This window comes from Pantoea sp. UBA5035, assembly GCF_002415245.1.
Taxonomy (GTDB): domain Bacteria; phylum Pseudomonadota; class Gammaproteobacteria; order Enterobacterales; family Enterobacteriaceae; genus Pantoea; species Pantoea septica.
In genome coordinates, this window is the sequence record NZ_DICD01000028.1 from 202684 (window position 1) to 222577 (window position 19894).

14 protein-coding genes are annotated in these 19894 nt (G+C 58.6%); 10 read left to right on the top strand and 4 right to left on the bottom strand.

Annotated elements, in window-relative coordinates:
* Positions 1-164: 164 nt before the first annotated feature.
* Entirely contained in the window at positions 165-1505 is a 1341-nt protein-coding gene (locus B3229_RS20220) for a carbohydrate porin (RefSeq protein ID WP_286873849.1), read from the top strand.
* Positions 1506-1663: 158 nt separating this feature from the next.
* Here B3229_RS20220 and yegD read toward each other — a convergent pair whose 3' ends face one another.
* The 3 genes from yegD to B3229_RS20235 form a co-directional block, all read right to left on the bottom strand.
* Positions 1664-3016, bottom strand: a complete 1353-nt coding sequence (yegD, locus tag B3229_RS20225; protein WP_286873852.1) for a molecular chaperone — start codon at positions 3014-3016, stop codon at positions 1664-1666.
* 63 nt (positions 3017-3079) lie between these two features.
* Positions 3080-5641 (bottom strand): diguanylate cyclase, encoded by a 2562-nt coding sequence (locus tag B3229_RS20230; protein ID WP_286873854.1) that lies wholly within the window; start codon positions 5639-5641, stop codon positions 3080-3082.
* A gap of 166 nt (positions 5642-5807) precedes the next feature.
* The gene (locus tag B3229_RS20235; protein ID WP_033750215.1) at positions 5808-6422 is read right to left on the bottom strand and encodes a phosphatase PAP2 family protein; all 615 of its coding nucleotides are present in this window, start codon (positions 6420-6422) and stop codon (positions 5808-5810) included.
* Positions 6423-6719: 297 nt separating this feature from the next.
* On the opposite strand from B3229_RS20235, the gene udk reads away from it, so the two are divergent.
* The 3 genes from udk (at position 6720) to asmA (ending at position 9870) form a co-directional block, all read left to right on the top strand.
* Entirely contained in the window at positions 6720-7361 is a 642-nt protein-coding gene (gene udk / locus B3229_RS20240) for a uridine kinase (protein ID WP_033750212.1), read from the top strand.
* Between the two features lie 83 nt (positions 7362-7444).
* Entirely contained in the window at positions 7445-8026 is a 582-nt protein-coding gene (gene dcd, locus B3229_RS20245; protein ID WP_286873858.1) for a dCTP deaminase, read from the top strand.
* Positions 8027-8046: 20 nt separating this feature from the next.
* On the top strand, positions 8047-9870 hold the full coding sequence (gene asmA / locus B3229_RS20250; RefSeq protein WP_286873860.1) for an outer membrane assembly protein AsmA: 1824 nt from the start codon (positions 8047-8049) through the stop codon (positions 9868-9870).
* Position 9871: 1 nt separating this feature from the next.
* On the opposite strand, the gene B3229_RS20255 is transcribed toward asmA, so the two are convergent.
* The gene (locus tag B3229_RS20255; protein ID WP_286873863.1) at positions 9872-11446 is read right to left on the bottom strand and encodes a TerC family protein; all 1575 of its coding nucleotides are present in this window, start codon (positions 11444-11446) and stop codon (positions 9872-9874) included.
* 798 nt (positions 11447-12244) lie between these two features.
* Here B3229_RS20255 and wbaP point away from each other — a divergent pair.
* The 6 genes from wbaP to B3229_RS20285 all read left to right on the top strand — a co-directional run bounded on the left by wbaP (position 12245) and on the right by B3229_RS20285 (position 19861).
* A complete protein-coding gene (wbaP, locus tag B3229_RS20260; protein WP_048784199.1) occupies positions 12245-13678 on the top strand; it encodes an undecaprenyl-phosphate galactose phosphotransferase WbaP in 1434 nt (477 codons plus the stop codon).
* Positions 13679-13977: 299 nt separating this feature from the next.
* The gene (locus B3229_RS20265) at positions 13978-15117 is read left to right on the top strand and encodes a polysaccharide export protein (protein WP_033750198.1); all 1140 of its coding nucleotides are present in this window, start codon (positions 13978-13980) and stop codon (positions 15115-15117) included.
* Positions 15118-15125: 8 nt separating this feature from the next.
* Positions 15126-15560, top strand: coding sequence for a protein-tyrosine-phosphatase (locus B3229_RS20270; protein ID WP_048784198.1), 435 nt, complete (start codon positions 15126-15128; stop codon positions 15558-15560).
* A gap of 12 nt (positions 15561-15572) precedes the next feature.
* Entirely contained in the window at positions 15573-17750 is a 2178-nt protein-coding gene (gene wzc, locus B3229_RS20275) for a tyrosine-protein kinase Wzc (RefSeq protein WP_048784197.1), read from the top strand.
* Between the two features lie 238 nt (positions 17751-17988).
* Positions 17989-19125, top strand: coding sequence for an EpsG family protein (locus tag B3229_RS20280; RefSeq protein ID WP_048784196.1), 1137 nt, complete (start codon positions 17989-17991; stop codon positions 19123-19125).
* 13 nt (positions 19126-19138) lie between these two features.
* Positions 19139-19861, top strand: a complete 723-nt coding sequence (locus B3229_RS20285) for an SGNH/GDSL hydrolase family protein (RefSeq protein ID WP_286873870.1) — start codon at positions 19139-19141, stop codon at positions 19859-19861.
* Positions 19862-19894: the final 33 nt, after the last annotated feature.

Consider the following 19894-nt stretch of genomic DNA (forward strand, 5'->3'; position numbering starts at 1 on the left):
TAATGCGTTAATTACGGCCGCGATTCCGTTCAGCGATCCCCTTCACACTTGTTTGAAAAAACTGTCTCTTTGCTTATTCGTGCGCACATTTTTACAAAAGTTGAACTTTTTGCAGCACTATTCTCTGCGTGGAATTAACCCTTATTCAGATAAGAAGAACGATTATGAACAGAAAAAAAGCAGTGCAACACTTCCCGCTGCGCCGTGTGGCAGCCGGCTCCCTGATGTTTGCCATGCTGAGCGCCTCTGCTGTGGCCGCAGATGCCTTTAGCTATGACTCGCCTTATATGTTCGGCGACTGGGGCGGCTCGCGAACGCAGCTGGAAAATGACGGCGTTAAATTTGACGTCAACTACACCATGGAAAGCGCATCGAACCTCGGCGGCGGCGCCGATACCAACACCTCTATGCGCTACAGCGATCAGTGGGCGTTCGGCGCCAATCTCGATCTGGAAAAGCTGCTCGGCTGGCAGGATACGCAGTTCCAGGCCACTATCACCAACCGTGACGGCCGCAATATTTCTGAGCAGGTAGGCGATCGTCGTGCCGGCATGCTCTCTTCGGTGCAGGAAGTGTATGGCCGCGGCCAGACCTGGCGTCTGACGCAATTCTGGTTGAGCAAAGGGCTGTTTGATGACGTCGTCAACCTGAAAGCGGGTCGCGTCACCGTCGGCGAAGACTTCGACAACTTCGACAGCAAGTTCCAGAACCTGGCGTTCGGCAGCGGCCAGGCGGGCAACTGGCGCGGCGACCGCTGGTTTAACTGGCCGGTGTCGCAGTGGGGCGGCCGCGTGAAGCTCAATATCACGCCGGAAGTCTTCTTCCAGGTCGGTTTCTATAACCAGAACCGCGCCAACTACGATCGCGGCGACGGTTTCCGCCTCGACACCAGCAACTCCGAGGGTAACCTGGTGCCGGTGGAACTGGGCTGGAAGCCGACGCTGGGTCCGGACAAGCTGCCGGGTAACTACCGCATCGGCTACTACTATTCGTCCGCCAACGGCGACGTTTACGGCAGCTGGCGCGACGGCGCCTATCAGGATAAAGATCACGCCTACGGCGGCTATGTGCTGTTGCAGCAGCAGTTGACGGCGCAGGGCGGCGACGCCAGCCGCGGCATCGGCGTATCGGTCCAGGCAGTGATGAACGATCACAAAACCTCAAAGACCGACAACTATCAGTCGATCGCCTTTACCTGGGCGGGCCCGTTCGACGCCCGTCCTGAAGATGAGATCGGCATTGCCGCGGCGCGCATTCACGTTAACAGCGATTACACCCGCGCGCAGCGTCAGCAAAACGCCGCCAACGGCGAAACGGACTTCGACAGCCCGACCTATCTGCCGATTCAGGATGGTTCGGAATATAACTACGAGCTTTACTACAACGTGAAGCTGGCGAAATGGCTGCAGGTACGTCCGAACGTGCAGTATATCGTCGCGCCGGGCGCGGTAAGCGAAGTGAAGGATGCCTTTGTCGGCGGCATCAGCGCCAATATCAACTTCTGATAGCGCAGCGGCCTGACGTTTGCACGCTCAGGCCGCACACAACTATCTGAGCGGATGGCATGGCGCGAAGCGCATCGCGTCAAGCCGTTTACAGACGCGCCTCAGGGATGAGGCGCGTATCCGCGCGGACCGACCTGTCCCGCCTGCTTTCTTTTCTCTTAGCGAAACATCACCTCTGCCCAGCGCGCCAGACCGGCCGTCACCGAGCCGAAATCGTCGCCGCTGGCGATCGGCGTTTCCGGCAGCGCCTGCTGTAGCGCGGCGCGCAGCACCGGCGAACGCGCGCTGCCGCCCGTAAGATAGATCACTTCAGGTTTTGCGTCGCAGCTGGCGAGCGCCAGATGCACCTGCTCCAGAATGCGCTCCAGCGGCTGATTGATCGCCTCCTGCAGCAGGGTGTCGCTGATAGCGGCGTGCATCTGTGGCGCGATAAAGTCCAGGCTGGCGTCGAAAGCGGCGCGATCGGAAAGGGCGATCTTGCTCTCCTCTGCCGCGCGCACCAGACGATAGCCGAGCTTCTGCTGCCACACCTTCAGCAGATGCGCCACCTGCGCGCTCTGTTCCGCGTCGCGCACCAGATCGCGCAGCAGCTTGCCGCAGGCGGCGGAGTAAAATTCGCTCTGCGCCGGCACGTCGTTAATCGCCACCGCGTTCCACCACGGCAGGGCGGGCAGGGCGGTGCCTTTCTGCGTCCTGCCGCCCAGGCCGAGCAGCGGCATCAGGGTCTTAAACGCCAGCATAATATCGAGATCGTTGCCGCCGACGCGGCAGCCGCTGTGGCCGAGCAGGCTCGCGCGGCGGTCCGATAGCTTGCGCCACTCCGGCCCCATCAGCAGCATCGAGCAGTCGGTGGTGCCGCCGCCGATATCCACCACCAGCACGCGCGTCTCTCTCTCCAGCGTCGCTTCGAAATCGAGTCCCGCCGCGACCGGCTCGAACTGAAACTCCACGTCGCGGAAACCGGCGCGCTGCGCGGCGCGCAGCAGAATGCCCTGCGCCTGAGCGTTGGCGTCGTCGCCGCCGAGCCCCTGGAAGTTGATGGGGCGGCCGATAACCGCTTGATCGATCGCGGCCTCGACCTGCGCTTCGCCCTGTTCGCGGATATGGCGCATCATGGCGCAGACCAGATCTTCAAATAGCGCGATCTGCTGCGGCTTCAGGCCGCTGGCGCCGAGAAAGGATTTAGGGGATTTAACGAACCAGGTCTCTTCCGGGTCCGCCATATAGTGCTGCAGCGCGCTCAGGCCGAACTGCACGCTGGCGGGCGACACCTCAATGTCCTCTTCGCGGTTATAGCGCAGCGCGCGCTGCAGCAGCGCGGTGGTTTCCGCATCGGGAGTCGGTACCTGATGATGGCGATAGAGCCATTCGCTCACCGCTTCACGCGTCGGTGCGGCAATCATCGACGGCAGCAGGCGCTGACCCTTCTCCAGCGTCAGCAGGCGCGGCGTACCCTCTTCGCACACGGCAATGGAACAGTTCGCCGTACCGTAATCGAAACCAATGAACATCTGATGCCCCTCCCGGAAAAAAGGGGGCGACTTTAGCGCAGCTGAGCGGGGCTGGCAAGCGGCTCAGCGCGCCGGCGGCGCGTATACCATAAGCTGCCCGCGGCCGGCTTTTTTGGCGTTATAACAGGCGATGTCCGCCTGCGACAGCACCTCCGCGCCGATGCCGTTGTCGGCGGCAATCTGCGTCAGTCCGGCGCTGGCGCCAACCTGATAAGTGCCGCCTTGCCAGCTAAAGGCGTAGCTATTGACCGCCGTGACGATGCGCTGCACGATCTCGCACCCCTGCGATAGCGCGCATTCCGGCATCAGAAGGGCGAACTCGTCGCCGCCGAGGCGCGCCAGAAAATCGGCGCCGCGCAGATGGCGCTGCATCAGATCGGCGAGTTCGCGCAGCAGCGCGTCGCCCGCCGCGTGCCCGGCGCTGTCGTTGACCGCTTTAAACTTATCGAGATCGATAAACGCCAGCACATGCTGATGCCCGCGCGTCAGCGCATCGCCCAGCAGACGCTGCAGCTGGCGATCGAAACTGGCGCGGTTCGGCAGCCGGGTCAGGGTGTCATGCAGCGCGCTGTAGCTCAGGCGCTGCATTATCCGGCGCGATTCGCTGACGTCCTGAATAACCATGACCGCGCCGATCTCATCGCCTTGCAGCGTGCGCAGCGGCGTAATGCTGTAGTGGATCTCCACAACGCCGCCGTCGGCGGCGTGCAGCACCAGTTCGTCATCCAGATCGGGCGTGACTTTCTCCGTTGGCAGGCGGCGAAGCCGCTGGTTTTCCACCGGCGCGCCGTGAACACCCTGGGTGATATGCAGCAGCTCGCTTAGCGGGAGGCCCGCCGCCTCTTCCTGCCGCCAGCCGCTCATTTTTTCCGCCACCGGGTTCATAAAGGTCACGCGCATGTCACTGTCGGTGCTGATAACCGCTTCGCCGATAGAGTCGAGGGTAATCGCCATGCGCTCTTTTTCCTGAAACAGCGCGTCGGTAAGGTTGCGCAGGTGGGTCACGTCCTGACAGATGCCCAGCATGCGTTCGATGCGGCCGTCCTGGTTGAAGAAGCGGCGCGCTTGGGTGCGCAGGGTGCGCACGCCGTCGGCGCGCTGGATGCGATACTCGATATCGAAAACGTCGACTTTTTCCGACGGCTGCAGCGCGCGGTCGAGCCGCTCGCGATCCGCCGGATGCACCTGACTGCGCCACAGCTCGCGGCTGGGCGGCTGGTGCGCGGGCAGGCCGAACAGCCGGTACATATAGCGGTCCCACATCATCTCGTTGCGCGTCAGATTCCATTCATAGACGCCGATTTCGCCCGCCTCGTTTGCCAGCGTAATGCGCTCCATCAGATGGCGGTTCACCTGCTCGCTCTGTTTCAGCTCCGAGATATCGATAATCTGCGAAATAAAGTAGAGCGGCTGCTGCGCGCCGTCGCGCACCAGCGATACCGTCAGGCGCGCCCAGACGATCTCGCCGCTTTTGCGGAAGTAGCGTTTCTCGATGGTATAGGCGTCAATCTCGCCGCGCAGCAGCCGGTCGGCATGCTGCAGATCGTTTTCCAGATCGTCGGGATGGGTAATCTGCTGGAAGGTGAGCTTTTTCAGCTCGGCGTCGGGGAAGCCGAGCGTCAGGCAGAGAGAGTTATTGACCTGCAGCCAGCCTCCCTGCGGCGACACCAGCGCCATGCCGATGGCGGAATATTCCATCGCGTGGCGAAACCGGGTTTCGCTTTCGCTGATGTGGTGCTTTTCGCGCCGGAAGGCGTCCATAACCAGCGCCATCACGTGGCTCGGGATCAGCACCAGCAGAAAGGGCAGCCAGCTGGCGATTTGACCCGGCACCTCGCCGCGCGTCTCGACCGTCGCGAGGCCGAGCGCCAGGATCAGCGATATCGCGCAGGCGTTCAGCAGAAACAACAAAAACGCGTCGCGCTTCGGCAGCCGCACCGCACACCAGAAGAGGATCACCACGATAAAGGTGAACGGCCAGGGCATAAAGCGCAGCGCCAGCCAGCTTGCGCCCGCCGTCAGCAACAGGGTGAAGAGGAATTCCGCCAGACGGCGCAGGCTCACCGCGGCGGGACGCAGCGGCCAGGGCAAAAGCAGCAGCACCGGACCGAGCGCCAGCATGCCGATGATTTCGGAAATCACCCAGGTCGAGAGAAAGGTAAAGGTGCCGCTGCCGCTGATATTCAGCATCCACAGCGCCAGCAGGCCGCCCATCAGCGGAGTAAGCATGCCGACCGAGAGCACGAAGCGTAGCCAGTCGTGCAGCGAGTTCAGCGGCGCCTCACGCTTTAGCAGCGCGCGCAGCAGCGCGCCGCCCACCATCGCCTGCAGCACGTTGAGCAGAGTAAATTTCAGATTGGCCAGATCGGTCCCGAGGATCAGCGCGTTCGCCAGCGCGGTGCCCGCCGCGCAGCCCAACAGCAGCAGCGGCGCATGGCGGGAAGGAGAGCGAAAGGCGACGATGGTCATCAGCGCGGTCGCAAACCAGACAGGCGAAATACGGCCGCTGAATACAATCAGCTCGAGGCAAAAAAGCGTCAGCAGAAAAGCGAGCGCGGCCAGAATCAGCGCGCTCAGCAGGCGATTTTGCGGTTTGTCCGGCGAGGACAATAGTTCAACACTCATTCACTAACCCGGCAGCGCGCACGGCGTCTGGATGACGAAAAATGCGCCAGTCATACTCTTTCGGGCATGCTAGCACATCGACGCCGCCGTGGGTCTGTTAAATCAAATTAGGGCGTTATTCAACGGATTGACTGGCTCTGTTGCGGCGCAACAGTGCGCAGCGCGGCTACTGCCGGAAGAGATCGGCGCGGGTGAAGGGCTTTTCCAGTCCAGCCAGATCGGCGGAGAAACGTTCAAGAAATTGTTGCGTGGTGGCGATGCGTCCGTGGCCCATCAGCAGCAGCGGCACTAAAAAGGCCGCGCCGACCTGCGGCCAGCTAAAGCCCTTCAGCGCGGTACGGCGCTGACTGAGCAAAAACGCGGAGCTGAGGGTAAAGCCCAGCAGCAGCCCGGTAGCCACTTCGCTGGCGGAGTGCGCATGGATCACCAGCCGCGAGAAGCCCACCATCAGCGGAATCAGATAGCCGACGCCGATAGCGAGCAGCCGCAGCGGGTTCGGCCAGCGGCCGGACACCAGCCACAGCATCACCGGCCAGAGCGTCGCCGACATGGCGCTGTGCCCGCTGAAGCCGGTAAAATTGAAACGGGCGCTGCCGATGCCGAAGCCAAGAAACAGAATTTTCGACAGGCTCACCAGCAGGCCGGCAAGGCCAAAGGCGAGCAGCCAGTACCAGACCGTGCGGCGGTTATCGCTCTTCCACGGCAGGATCAGGGCGATAATTACCGCAGTCGGGATCAGCAGCATGCTGTCGCCGAAATAGGTCAGTGTTCTCCAGTGCATAAGCTTCCTTTATTGTGGGCCGGCAGTAATATTCCCGCGCCATCGCTGGGGCGGAACGCGCTTCCGTCGCCTGATGCGCCAGCCGCATAAGTAAAAACAGATCTGTCAGGTAGTTTATCGGGTAATGGTTTCGGTTTGAAAAGGGGAAATTCTGAAATGGCGCGAGCGGCTTTTCTCTGGCGTCAAAAGAATGAAATCCCTATACTTAGCGCCTACTAAACCCTCTCCATTCCGTCCTGCGTCAAAACGCCTAATCCGCGTACAGCGCAGGCTCCAGTATCAGGTCTTAAAAAAAGTATGACTGACAAGTCTCATCAGTGCGTGATTGTGGGCATTGCCGGTGCCTCCGCATCCGGAAAAAGTTTAATCGCCAGCACGCTCTATCGTGAAATTCGTGATCAGGTTGGTGACGAGCATATCGGGGTCATCCCGGAAGATGCTTATTACAAGGACCAGAGCCACCTCACCATGGAAGAGAGGGTAAAAACCAACTACGACCATCCCAGCGCGATGGATCACGATCTGCTGCTGCAGCATCTGCAGGCGCTAAAAGCGGGCCAGGCTATCGATCTGCCGGTCTACAGCTACGTCGAGCATACGCGCACCCGCGACAGCATTCACCTCAAGCCGAAGAAGGTGATTATTCTGGAGGGGATTCTGCTGCTTACCGACGCGCGCCTGCGTCAGGAGATGAACTTCTCGATTTTCGTCGATACGCCGCTCGACATCTGCCTGATGCGCCGCATGAAGCGTGACGTAAACGAGCGCGGCCGCTCAATGGATTCGGTAATGAGCCAGTATCAAAAAACCGTGCGGCCGATGTTTTTGCAGTTTATCGAACCTTCTAAGCAGTACGCCGACATTATCGTGCCGCGCGGCGGGAAAAACCGTATCGCCATTGATATTCTTAAGTCCAGGATCAACCAGTTTTTCGAATAGGCGCGTCGGGTCTGACGCGCGGCGAGCCGCCTGCCACGCGAGTTTCAGGCGGTTCGCTACACTTACATCATGGAGACAGGTGAATGAGATTATGTGACCGCGATATTGAAGCCTGGCTGGATGACGGCCGGCTAGCTATCGATCCGCGTCCGCCGGTCGAGCGTATTAACGGCGCGACCGTGGACGTGCGCCTGGGCAACCAGTTCCGGACGTTCCGTGGCCACACGGCGGCCTTTATTGATTTAAGCGGTCCGAAAGATGAGGTCAGCGCGGCGCTGGATCGCGTTATGAGCGATGAGATCGTGCTGCCGGCAGGCGAAGCCTTTTTCCTTCATCCCGGTGAGCTGGCGCTGGCGGTGACCTTCGAGTCGGTCACCATTCCAGACGATCTGGTAGGCTGGCTGGACGGCCGCTCTTCGCTGGCGCGGCTCGGGCTGATGGTGCACGTCACCGCGCACCGCATCGATCCCGGCTGGCAGGGTCGCATCGTGCTGGAGTTCTATAATTCCGGCAAGCTGCCGCTGGCGCTGCGCCCAGGCATGCTGATCGGGGCGCTGAGCTTTGAGCCGCTTTCCGGTCCGGCGGCGCGGCCTTACAACCGTCGCGAAGACGCCAAATATCGCGGACAGCAGGGTGCTGTCGCCAGTCGTATCGACAAAGATTAAACCGCGAACATGGGGATGTGATGAAAAGAGTGATAACCACGCTGGCCATTTTACTGGTGGTCATCGTTGCAGGCATGACCGCGCTGGTGCTGCTGGTCAATCCAAACGATTTTCGATCCTACATGGTGAAACAGGTCGAGCAACGCAGTGGTTATCGGCTGGAGGTGAGCGGCGATCTGCGCTGGCACGTCTGGCCTAAGCTCAGCATTCTGGCCGGACGTATGAGCCTGACCGCCCCCGGCGCGTCGCAACCGCTGGTCACGGCGGAAAATATGCGTCTCGACGTCAATCTCTGGCCGCTGCTGTCGCACCAGCTCAGCGTTAGCCAGGTCATGCTGAGCAACGCCGTGGTGCGCGCCACGCCGGAAAGCGCGCCGCAGCAGCCGCAAAACGCCCCGGTTGCGCCCGGCCGCAGCGATGCCGACGCGCCCGCCAGCGGCTGGTCGTTCGATATCAGCCAGCTGCGCGTCGCCGATAGTCTGCTGATCTGGCGTCAGCCGGGCGGCGATGAGTATAACTTCCGCAATCTCAACCTCAACCTCAATCAGGATGCGCGCCATCTGGCGAATATCGAACTCAGCACCAGCCTGACGCGCAATCAGCGCAACGCGGTGCTGTCGCTGAAAGGCCAGCTCGACGCATCGCAGTATCCGCACCGCCTGAGCGGCAAAATCGACGAACTTAACTATGCGCTGAGCGGCGCCAATATGCCGCCGCAGGGCATTAAAGGCACGCTGAGCGCGCAGGGCAGCTGGCGCGCAGAGACGCAGCAGTTCGCGCTGACGCAGATGCAGCTGAGCGCCAACGACAGCGCGCTGTCGGGCGAGGCGACCGGTTCGCTGACGCCGCCGCAGCAGCTTGCGCTACAGCTGCACGCCACGCAGCTGAACCTCGATAACCTGATGGCGAATGCGCCTCAGGCGAGCGAGAACGGAACGCAGCACGCCACGGTAGCGCGCGCGCCGGTCATTGCCGCGCCGCGCGTGCAAAATAATCTCGATTCGCCGCTTAACGATATGAATCTGGCCGTGAATTTAAAAGCGGACAGCGCGGTGTGGCGCGGTTTGTCGCTGCAGAACTTTGCGCTGGACGTCACCAGTCAGCAGGGGCTGATCGCGCTGCGTGCGCTGAGCGGCAAGCTGGGCGACGGCGACTTTTCCGTGCCGGGCAGCGTCGATATTCGCCAGCCGGAAACCCGCGTCGCGCTGCAGCCGGTGCTGAATCACGTCGCGATTCAGCCGCTGCTTGCCGCCTTCGACATGCCGCAGACCGTTCAGGGCGCCGTTTCGCTTAAGGGCGACCTGAGCGGCGAAGGCCTTTCGCTGGAGGCGGCCAAACGCCGCTGGCGCGGCGAAGCGCAGCTGAACGCCAGCGACGTAAAGCTGGCGCAGCTTAACCTGCAGCAGATGGTGCGTCGCGCGGTGGCGCGCGCCAGCGATCGGGTCAGCAGCGACGAGAGCGCCGATCAGGGGATCCGCCAGCTTAGCGGCACGCTGGCGCTGAACAATGGCGTGTTGCATCTGGCGAATCTGCAAGGCGAGGGCGATCGGCTCAAGCTGGAGGGCGGCGGCGAGGTCAATATGCCGACGCAGCAGCTGGATGTGACCTTCGGCCTGACGCTCACCGGCTGGAAAGGCGATGACAAAGTAGTCGCGCTGCTGTCGCAGCAGGCGATTCCGCTGCGCATGTACGGCAGCTGGAATAATGTGCAGTACTCGCTGCCGGTCGATCAGGTGCTGCGCCAGCAGCTGCAGAGCGAGGCGAAGTCGCGTCTGAATCAGTGGCTGGACCGCCAGCCGAAAAACAGCGACAACGATAGCCTGCGCAAGCTGCTGCGGCCGTAAGTCACACTTCGTAATCGGGATCCTGCAGCTGTTGCAGGATCTCTACCTTCTGCACGCGATGATTCTCCACCTGCAGGGTGCGTAGCTGATAGCTGCCGACCTGCAACGTCTCACCCTCTTCGGGAATGTGCTGCAGGCTGTCCATCAGCAGACCCGCCAGCGTGTGGTAGCTGCGTCGCTCATCCAGCGGCAGCCTGACGTAAAGCGCTAAATCCTCCAGCGGAATATTGCCGTTAACGATCCAGTGGCCTTCGCCCTGCGTCTGCACGTCGTAGCGGGCATCGATCTCCTCGCCCTCAAGGGGCAAGTTGCCGGCAATGGTTTCCATTAAATCGCTCAGCGTCACCACGCCCTCCACCGAGCCGAATTCATCTACCACAAAGGCAAAATGGGTTCGCGCCTGGCGGAACTGCTCCAGCGCCTGCAGCAGCGTCAGCCGCTCGGGAAACACCAGCGGCTGACGAACCAGCGCGCGCAAATCCAGCGACTGATGATGCAGCGACTGATGCAGCAGGTCGATGGCGTGCACCACGCCCAGCAGCTCGTTGCTCTGATCGGTGATCAGCAGACGCGTATGCTGATTGCGGTCGAGCCGCGCCATAATCTCCGCCGGGTCGTCATCCAGATTGATATGTTCGATATCGTGACGCGAGGTCATGATGCTGTTGACGTGGCGCTGGGCGAAGTTGAGCACGCGGGCGATCATTACCCGCTCCTGCCGGTTAAACAGCGCGTGGCGATCGCTGTCGGCGATCAGCATCGCGCTTTGCGGGTCCAGCTCGGCGTGGTCCGCTTCGCCGCGCAGCAGTCTTAGCACGGTTTCCGCAGTGCGCTGACGCAGCGGGCGGCCGGCTGACAGGGCGCGACGGCGGTTGCGCTGCGCCAGCTGGTTAAACGCCTCAATTACGATTGAGAAGCCGATTGCCGCATAAAGGTAGCCTTTGGGAATGACGAAACCGAGCCCCTCCGCCACCAGGCTAAAGCCGATCATCAGCAGAAAGCTCAGACAGAGAATAACGATAGTAGGGTGGCGGTTGACGAAGCGCGTCAGCGGCTTGCTGGCCAGCAGCATCAGCAGAATCGCGATGGTCACGGCGGTCATCATCACCGGCAGCTGATTCACCATGCCGACGGCGGTGATCACCGCGTCCAGCGAGAAAATGGCATCCAGCACCACGATTTGCGCCACCACTGGCCAGAATTTAGCGCCGCGCTTTTGTTGATTGTCGTCGTGATCCTGACCTTCCAGCCGGGTATTCAGCTCGGTGGTTGCCTTAAATAGCAGGAAGAGACCGCCGAGCAACAGCAGCAGATCGCGTGCGCTAAAGGGATGACCGCGTAGCGTAAACAGCGGCTGCGTCAGGGTAACCAGCCAGGAAAGCGACGCCAGCAGCAGTAAACGACAGAGCAACGCCAGCAGTAAACCGATAACGCGTGCCCGGTCGCGATCTTTGCCGGGCAGCTTTTCCACCAGAATAGCGATGAAGACCAGGTTATCGATCCCCAGCACCAGTTCAAGAACGATTAGCGTAATTAACCCCGCCCATAGCGAGGGATCCGCAAACACCTCCAACATGCCTTAGCCGCCTGAATATATCGAAGTCAGTAAAGTCTGAGGATAGTGGAGCAGAGGGCAGGGCACAACAGGCCGTCGCGCCCGAGGTTTAGGGCGTCCACAGGGAATAATGAAAGGATAGCGTCTGATTTCTTTCAGCACCGAGCCAGAATTAGGTAAAGGATAAGATGGCGACCCGATGAATTATTGATGAATCGATTTTGAATTCATCACGGCGGTGGGAGAATTTATTAGCGTGACGAATATGGTAATAATCTGATTTTTACGCAGGGTATTGCACTTTCATTTTTGCCGGATGGCGGGCCTCAATACTAATGGCTGGTAGTCTTTTTCCTAAAATAGTCAGGGGACGGCGGGGCCTACTTGTAAAGAAGCCAGTAATAACTAGTATAGCAACGTGCTGTTAAAAGTCTGCGCTTATGTTGATATTCGCCCACTGATTTGGCACCCAATGTTGTGAATTGTGATCTGTCCCGTGGGTATGCATCAGGCAACCGGCCCGGGAAAGACAGGCCGGAAACAGGATATCAAAAGCGGTATTGGCAGCGACAGCCAAGGGCGGTAGCGTGCCTGAAACGCCTTTTATGTTTAGAAAATAATCAGTGCGTCACGACAGGTTAAGTCAGAGTAATCTGTTGGTATTCATCATGATTTTCTTGTTTTCTTGATAAGGAATCTGGTGTGAACGCACCCTGGAACTCCCCTCAGTTACGCATATGTCGACGAGAGACTGATTCGCTCAATTATTACACAGCTCAGGGCGTCACGGGTTAAAGGAAATAAAATAAAGAGTTAAATATGCGCGATACTGAAATTACGTTTAAAAGTCTTTTCACTAAATTGTTGTTGGCAGGTTCGGATTTAATTTGTTTTAACGCCGCATTATTCATAGCGCTGGCGTTAATTAATATGATGTCTGATTCGCCGCTGGCAGATATTTCTGAAAAAGATCTGCATTTGAAAATAGCTACGCATATTCTCCTGTCGGTAATTTGCGTCGGATGGTTCTGGGTCAGGCTGCGTCACTTTACCTACCGCAAACCATTCTGGTTCGAGCTGAAAGAAGTTTTTCGTACCATTCTTATTTTTTCTATTATCGACCTGTCGATTACCGCACTGTCGCAGTGGCAAATGTCGCGCTTCGTCTGGTTGCTGACCTGGGTGCTGGCGCTGGTGTTAATTCCGGTGTCGCGCGCGGTGGTTAAACATCTGCTCAATCATTACGGCCTGTGGAAAAAGCAGACCATTATTATCGGCAGCAGCAAAAATGCGCAGGAAGCCTGGCAGGCGCTGCAGAGCGAAGAGGTGATGGGTTTCGACGTTATCGCCTTTTACGATGTCGACGGCACCTGCCCGCAGGCGAGCATCTCCGGCGTGCCGGTGCTGCGCGAAGAGGCGGAACTCTGGAACCTGACCCACAGTGAAACGCAGTTCATCGTGGCGGTCGAGTATGAGCAGAGCCAGTATCGCGACCTGTGGCTGAAGAACCTGGCGAGACACAACTGCCGCTCGGTCTCCGTTATCCCGACGCTGCGCGGCGTGCCGCTTTACGGCACCGACATGGCCTATATCTTCAGCCATGAAGTGATGATCCTGCGCGTTAATAACAATCTGGCGAAGCGTACCTCGCGCTTCCTGAAGCGAGCGTTCGATATCGTCGGCGCGCTGTCGATTATTATCATGCTGCTGCCTGCGCTGCTGGTGCTCGGCTTTCTGGTCGGCCGCGATGGCGGACCGCCGATTTACGGACACGAACGCGTCGGCATGAACGGCCGCAAGTTCAAATGCCTGAAGTTCCGCTCAATGGTGATCAACTCCAAAGAGGTGCTGGAAGAGGTGCTGCGCACCGATCCGGTGGCGCGCGCCGAGTGGGATAAAGATTTCAAACTGAAAAACGATCCACGCATCACAAAGGTCGGCCACTTCATCCGTAAAACCAGCCTGGATGAGCTGCCGCAGCTGTGGAACGTTGTGCGCGGCGATATGAGCCTCGTTGGTCCGCGTCCGGTGATTGAAGATGAACTTTGCCGTTATGCCGGAGATGTCGACTACTATCTGATGGCGAAACCGGGCATGACGGGATTGTGGCAGGTCAGCGGTCGTAACGACGTTGATTACGAAACGCGTGTCTATTTCGATTCGTGGTACGTAAAAAACTGGTCGCTGTGGAACGATATCGCCATTTTGTTCAAAACGGTCGGTGTCGTACTGAAGCGCGATGGGGCGTATTGATAGCAGGCGAGTGCGGGGAGCGAAATATGCACGCTCCCTGGTTCCTGGCGCCGCTGCTGGCAACGTCATTGGCGATAGCCGCCATTATCGTGGCTGAAGGAAGCCGTTAATTGACGCAGTAGGCAAGGTTGTGCGTTTGCTTATTCCGTCCAGTTAATCGGTAGCAACAAAAAAGAGTTAGGGAGCAAGTGATAATGACAGGCATTTTCAGTGCTTAGGCTGGCGAGTTTATTTTTTTTCAGCGCTTACACAGCGGCGTTTTCGCCTCTATCAATCAATAACTGATAGCGAAGATCTAGATGATTACAATCAAAACGAAATTGATACCCATGCTGGTATCCGCCACATTTCTCTCAGGGTGTACGGTTGTTCCTGGCCAGCACCTTTCCACTAGCGGAAAAGATGTCGTTGAGCAGCAGGACAGCAACTATGACATCGACAAATATGTCAATGTCTTCCCGTTAACGCCGCGCCTGGTCGAGCAGATGCGACCCAAGCCGCTGGTGGCGCAGGCCAACCCAGGGCTGCAGAACGAAATTCAGAACTATGAATACCGCATCGGCATCGGCGACGTCATTAACGTCACCGTCTGGGATCACCCAGAGCTGACCACGCCGGCCGGCCAGTACCGCAGCGCCAGCGACACCGGCAACTGGGTGCACTCTGACGGCACCATTTTCTATCCTTATATCGGCAAAGTCCGCGTGGTTGGCCGTACGGTCACCGAAGTGCGCGGCGAGATCGCGCGTCGCCTCGCGCAGTATATCGAGAGCCCGCAGGTTGATGTCAGCATCGCCTCCTTTAAGTCGCAGAAAACCTACGTGACCGGCGCCGTGACCACCTCGGGTCAGCAGCCCATCACCAACGTGCCGCTGACGGTGCTGGACGCCATCAACGCCGCGGGCGGCCTGGCGGCGGACGCAGACTGGCGCAACGTGGTGCTGACGCACAACGGTACCGAGCAGCGCATCTCACTGCAGGCGCTGATGCAGAACGGCGACCTGAGCCAGAACCATCTGCTCTATCCGGGCGACATCCTCTACGTGCCGCGCAACGACGATCTCAAAGTCTTCGTGATGGGCGAAGTGCGTCAGCAGTCGACGCTCAAAATGGACCGCAGCGGCATGACGCTGGCAGAAGCGCTGGGCAACGCCCAGGGTATGGATCAGACTGCCGCTGACGCCACCGGCGTATTCGTTATCCGTCCTATTCGCGGCACAAACCGCACCAAAATCGCCAACATCTATCAGCTGAACACCAAAGATGCGGCGGCGATGGTCATGGGTACCGAATTCCAACTTGAACCTTACGATATCGTCTATGTCACCTCGACGCCGCTGACGCGTTGGAACCGCGTGATTTCGCAGCTGCTGCCGACCATCGCCGGCATCAACGACGCGAGCGAGGCGGCGCTGCGTTTCCGCAACTGGTCGAACTAGGTTTAGCCATGATTACCTCCGTGTTAGTGGTCTGCGTCGGCAACATCTGCCGCTCTCCTACCGGAGAGCGCTTACTGAAGCGCGCGCTGCCGGACATGCGTATCGCCTCGGCGGGGCTCAGCGCCCTCAAGGGCTATCCGGCGGATCAAACCGCCAGCGAGGTGGCCGCGCGTCATGGCCTCTCGCTGGAGGGGCATCACGCGCAGCAGTTAACCGCCAGTATGTGCCGCGATTTCGACCTGATTCTGGTGATGGAGAAACGTCATATCGAACAGGTCAATCGCATCGATCCAGCCGCGCGCGGAAAAACCATGCTGCTTGGGCACTGGCTCAACCAACAGGAAATCGCGGATCCGTATAGAAAAAGTCGTGAGGCCTTTGAAGAGGTTTACGGGTTACTGGAAAACGCTACCCAGAAATGGGTCAACGTATTAAGCCGATAGTTGGGATTATCCATGAATATTAAAAATAAGGTTATGACCGCGCCAAGAGAGGAGTCGACGGGATTCGATCTTGGCCACCTTTTGGGACAGCTGATCGATCATCGCTGGATCATTGTCGCCGTAACCGCCTTCTTTATGCTGGTGGGAACGCTCTACACACTCTTTGCAACGCCGATTTACAGCGCCGACGCCATGGTGCAGGTTGAGCAGAAAAACAGCAGCTCCGTACTTTCGGATCTGCAAACCCTGATGCCGGCGACGCCGGAGTCGGATACCGAGATTCAGATCCTCGAATCGCGCATGGTCATCGGCAAGACCGTGAGCGATCTCGGTCTGGATACCGTGGTCGAGCAGAAATACTTCCCGATTATCGGTAAAGGCCTGTCGCGCCTGATGGGCAACAAACCGGCGCAGATCGCCATCTCCCGTCTGGATATCCCGCGCACTATCGACAAGCGCAGCGTTGAGCTGGAAGTTAACAGCCCGACAACCTATACCGTGACCAAAGACGGCGACGAGCTGTTTAAAGGCCAGGTCGGTCGTCTGGAGCAGCACGGCGAAATCACCATGCTGGTCAGCGGCATTCAGGCGGAAGAGGGCACCAGCTTCACCGTCACCAAGCTGAACGAGCTGCAGGCGATCAACTCCGTGCTGGCGAACCTGACCGTCGCCGATAAAGGCAAAGACACCGGCGTGCTGGGTCTGCAGTATGTGGGTGAAGATCCGGAGCACATCAGCCAGGTGCTGAACCAGATCGTCAACAACTATCTGCTGCAAAACGTCGAGCGCAAATCTGAGCAGGCTGAGAAGAGCCTTGAGTTCCTGCGCAACCAGCTGCCGCAGGTGCGCGCCAAGCTGGACGACGCTGAGAACAAGCTGAACGCGTTCCGTCGTCAGAACGAATCGGTCGATATGTCGCTGGAAGCGAAATCGGCGCTCGACTCCTCCGTCAGCGTGCAGAGCCAGCTGAACGAGCTGACCTTCCGCGAAGCTGAAGTGTCGCAGCTGTTCACCAAAGACCACCCGACCTACCGCGCGCTGCTGGAAAAACGCAAAACGCTGGAAGGCGAGCAGGCGCAGCTGAACAAGAAAATCTCCCAGATGCCGCAGACTCAGCAAGAGATCCTGCGTCTGACCCGCGACGTACAGGCGGGTCAGGAGATCTACATGCAGCTGCTGAACCGTCAGCAAGAGCTGGGTATCAGTAAAGCCAGCACCGTCGGCGACGTGCGTATCATCGATAACGCGGAAACGGCTAACGCGCCGGTCGCGCCGAAGAAAACGCTGATCATCGCCGCCAGCCTGCTGCTTGGTCTGATCATCTCTGTGGGTCTGGTGCTGCTGAAGGCGCTGCTGCATCACGGTATCGAGAACCCGGAACAGCTGGAAGAGCTGGGTATGAACGTCTATGCGAGCGTGCCGCTCTCTGAATGGCAGCGTAAGAAAGACACCGAAGCGCTGGCGCGTCGCGGTCATAAAGTGAAGACCGACCCGCACGAAACGCTGCTGGCGCTGGGCAACCCGACCGACCTCTCTATCGAAGCGATCCGTAGCCTGCGTACCAGTCTGCACTTCGCAATGATGGAAGCGAAAAACAATATCCTGATGATCACCGGCGCGAGCCCAGGCATTGGTAAAACCTTTATCTGCGCCAACCTGGCGACGCTGGTGGCGAAAGCGGGTCAGCGCGTGCTGTTCATCGACGGCGATATGCGTCGCGGCTACACCCACGACCTGATCGGCGCGGATAACAAGTCTGGTCTCTCTAACGTGCTCTCCGGCAAAACCGAGTTCAGCCCGGCGATGATTCAGCGCGGTCCGTACGGCTTCGACTTCCTGCCGCGCGGTCAGGTGCCGCCGAACCCGTCGGAGCTGCTGATGCACCGCCGCATGGGCGAGCTGCTGGACTGGGCGAGCAAGAACTACGACCTGGTGCTGATCGATACGCCGCCGATTCTGGCCGTTACCGACGCCTCGATTATCGGCAAGCTGGCCGGCACCTCGCTGATGGTGGCGCGCTTTGAGACCAACACCGCGAAAGAGATCGACGTCAGCTTCAAGCGCTTCGCGCAGAACGGCATCGAGATCAAAGGCGTCATTCTTAACGCCGTGGTGCGTAAAGCCGCCAATGCCTACGGTTATGGCTACGACTATTACGACTATGAATATGGCAAGCCGACCAAAAGCTAAACTTTGACGATTAACGGGGCGGCAAGACCGCCCCTTTTTATCGTCTGTTAAAGACGACACGCAACGATGTACACAGGTGATTCTGTGTTTCGCGCCAGACGCCACGCATAACACGCATAACCGGGCGGGCGCCCATAACAGAATGGTTCAGCAACAGGCAGGCGCCTTCAGGCGCGGCTTTACGCAGAAGGCGTAAACGCCTGTCAGCTGGCAACGTGTGGAATTAAGGAATCACACCATGGCTCCATATTGGTATATATCAGGGTTTCTGCTGCTGATTTCGATCGTAGAAATCCTGCTGAAAAAAGACGAACGCACTACGCACATCCTGACTTATCTGCTTTGCATCGCCGCAGCGACGCTGGTGGTGTTCGGCGGTATCCGCGGCCTCGGCACCGGCATGGATGATTATCAGTACCGCAGCTTTTTCGCCGACTTTATCAACCGCATTCAGGTGAACGGCTTCGCCGAAACAGTGGCGTTTTTCCGCTATGAACCGCTGATTTTCGTGCTGGCGTATCTCACCAGCCTGGTGTCGCACAACGCCGACATTTTCCTGTTTATCTTCTGCCTGCTGGCGGTGGCGGTTAACGCGGTCTTCTTCAAGAAGATGTCGCCTTATCCGATCCTGGCGCTGGCGCTCTATTCGGCGCATATCTTTATCAACAAAGATATGAACCAGATCCGCTTCGGCCTGAGCTCGGCGCTGTTCCTCGGGGTGATCTGGTATATCTATCTGAAGCGTTACTGGATGGCGCTCGCCTTTACCCTGCTGTCGTTTTTCAGCCACAACACCGCGGTCATGGTGGTGACCATCGTGCCGTTCCTGTTTATCCGCGACTCGCGCTGGTGGCCGGTGGCGATTATCCTGCTGAGCATTCCCGCCTCGAAAGTCGGCGGCACCAGCTTTATCTCACTGATTTCGGCGCACATGGGATCGCTGGGGGAGAGGGCGGAAGGCTACAGCAACGAAACCTCCAACACGGGCGAAGGCAGCATCTTCTCGGTGTCGAACCTGAAAAACATCATGCTGGTGTTTATCTTCGTCTACTTCCTGCTGAGCAACGAGATTAAAAAATATAACTACCAGCAGTATCGCCTTAACTACCTGCTGGTGCTGACCTTCGCCATCGGCGGCGGCATCCGTATCTTCTTCTATAACTATTCGTCGGGCGCGCGCCTCTCCAACTATCTGTTGCAGGTCGAGCCGATTATTCTGGCCTCGCTGGTGTATCAGGTTCGCCCGATACTCAAGCCGGCCATGTTCGCGATGTTCGCGTTCTTCCTTGTCTATTACCTCTACTACAACACGATTTCTCTGAAGCAGGCCGTTGTCGGCTATGAAGTTGCTCAGGAATTCAAGCTGTTCCATTAACCGGGGAGGTAACATGACTAAATCACTTATTGCTGCAGCTATCCTTTCGGCCTCCTGCTTCGCGCAGGCCGCCGATCGAGGCCCGTTTATTATCGACGCCTACGGCGACTCCACCACGGCGGGCGTGATGTCCTCCGGCGGGAAAAACATCATCGCGCCGGGCAATGAGATGGCCTGGCTGCAAAAAATGCTGCAAAGCAAATATGGCGACGCTATCGAGGTGAAAAACCACGGCGTGCCGGGCGCGCAGGCGGCGGAGTTGCTCTACAACAAGGGCAAGGACGATCCCAGCGGCTGGAGCGAGCGCATGGCGAACTCCAGCGCGCGGCTGATCCTGCTCAATTATGCCATCAACGATGCGCGTCACTACTTTTTTAAAGACAAGAACGCCCATCTGGAAAGCCCGGAAGAGTATGGCCGCATTATGACCGCGCTGGTCAAAGAGGCGAAGGCGCACAACAAGCTAGTGGTGCTGCAGGAGCCGAATCCCATCTGCGGCAAAGTCGAGCGCTGGAACGTCTGGCCCTACGTCTATCAGCTCAATGAGGTCGCGAAGGCGGAAGGGGTGCCTGTCGTGAAGCAGTGGACGGCCATCAAGGCGCAGCGCGACTGGCAGAGCGGCATGTCGGCGGATTGTATTCATCCGTCCGAATCGCTTTATAAGCTAAAAGCGCAGCAGACCTTTGACGTCATCAGTGCCAACTTCGGTAAACAGCTGTCGCAGCCCGGCAGTTAAACCCAACCTCACTCTGTGGCTTCAGGAGTTGTC

Excerpts from the sequence above, each read along its gene's own strand:
- B3229_RS20220 (WP_286873849.1), top strand. The coding sequence starts at position 165 with ATGAACAGAAAAAAAGCAGTGCAACACTTCCCGCTGCGCCGTGTGGCA.
- yegD (WP_286873852.1), bottom strand. The coding sequence starts at position 3,016 with ATGTTCATTGGTTTCGATTACGGTACGGCGAACTGTTCCATTGCCGTG.
- B3229_RS20230 (WP_286873854.1), bottom strand. The coding sequence starts at position 5,641 with ATGAGTGTTGAACTATTGTCCTCGCCGGACAAACCGCAAAATCGCCTG.
- B3229_RS20235 (WP_033750215.1), bottom strand. The coding sequence starts at position 6,422 with ATGCACTGGAGAACACTGACCTATTTCGGCGACAGCATGCTGCTGATC.
- udk (WP_033750212.1), top strand. The coding sequence starts at position 6,720 with ATGACTGACAAGTCTCATCAGTGCGTGATTGTGGGCATTGCCGGTGCC.
- dcd (WP_286873858.1), top strand. The coding sequence starts at position 7,445 with ATGAGATTATGTGACCGCGATATTGAAGCCTGGCTGGATGACGGCCGG.
- asmA (WP_286873860.1), top strand. The coding sequence starts at position 8,047 with ATGAAAAGAGTGATAACCACGCTGGCCATTTTACTGGTGGTCATCGTT.
- B3229_RS20255 (WP_286873863.1), bottom strand. The coding sequence starts at position 11,446 with ATGTTGGAGGTGTTTGCGGATCCCTCGCTATGGGCGGGGTTAATTACG.
- wbaP (WP_048784199.1), top strand. The coding sequence starts at position 12,245 with ATGCGCGATACTGAAATTACGTTTAAAAGTCTTTTCACTAAATTGTTG.
- B3229_RS20265 (WP_033750198.1), top strand. The coding sequence starts at position 13,978 with ATGATTACAATCAAAACGAAATTGATACCCATGCTGGTATCCGCCACA.
- B3229_RS20270 (WP_048784198.1), top strand. The coding sequence starts at position 15,126 with ATGATTACCTCCGTGTTAGTGGTCTGCGTCGGCAACATCTGCCGCTCT.
- wzc (WP_048784197.1), top strand. The coding sequence starts at position 15,573 with ATGAATATTAAAAATAAGGTTATGACCGCGCCAAGAGAGGAGTCGACG.
- B3229_RS20280 (WP_048784196.1), top strand. The coding sequence starts at position 17,989 with ATGGCTCCATATTGGTATATATCAGGGTTTCTGCTGCTGATTTCGATC.
- B3229_RS20285 (WP_286873870.1), top strand. The coding sequence starts at position 19,139 with ATGACTAAATCACTTATTGCTGCAGCTATCCTTTCGGCCTCCTGCTTC.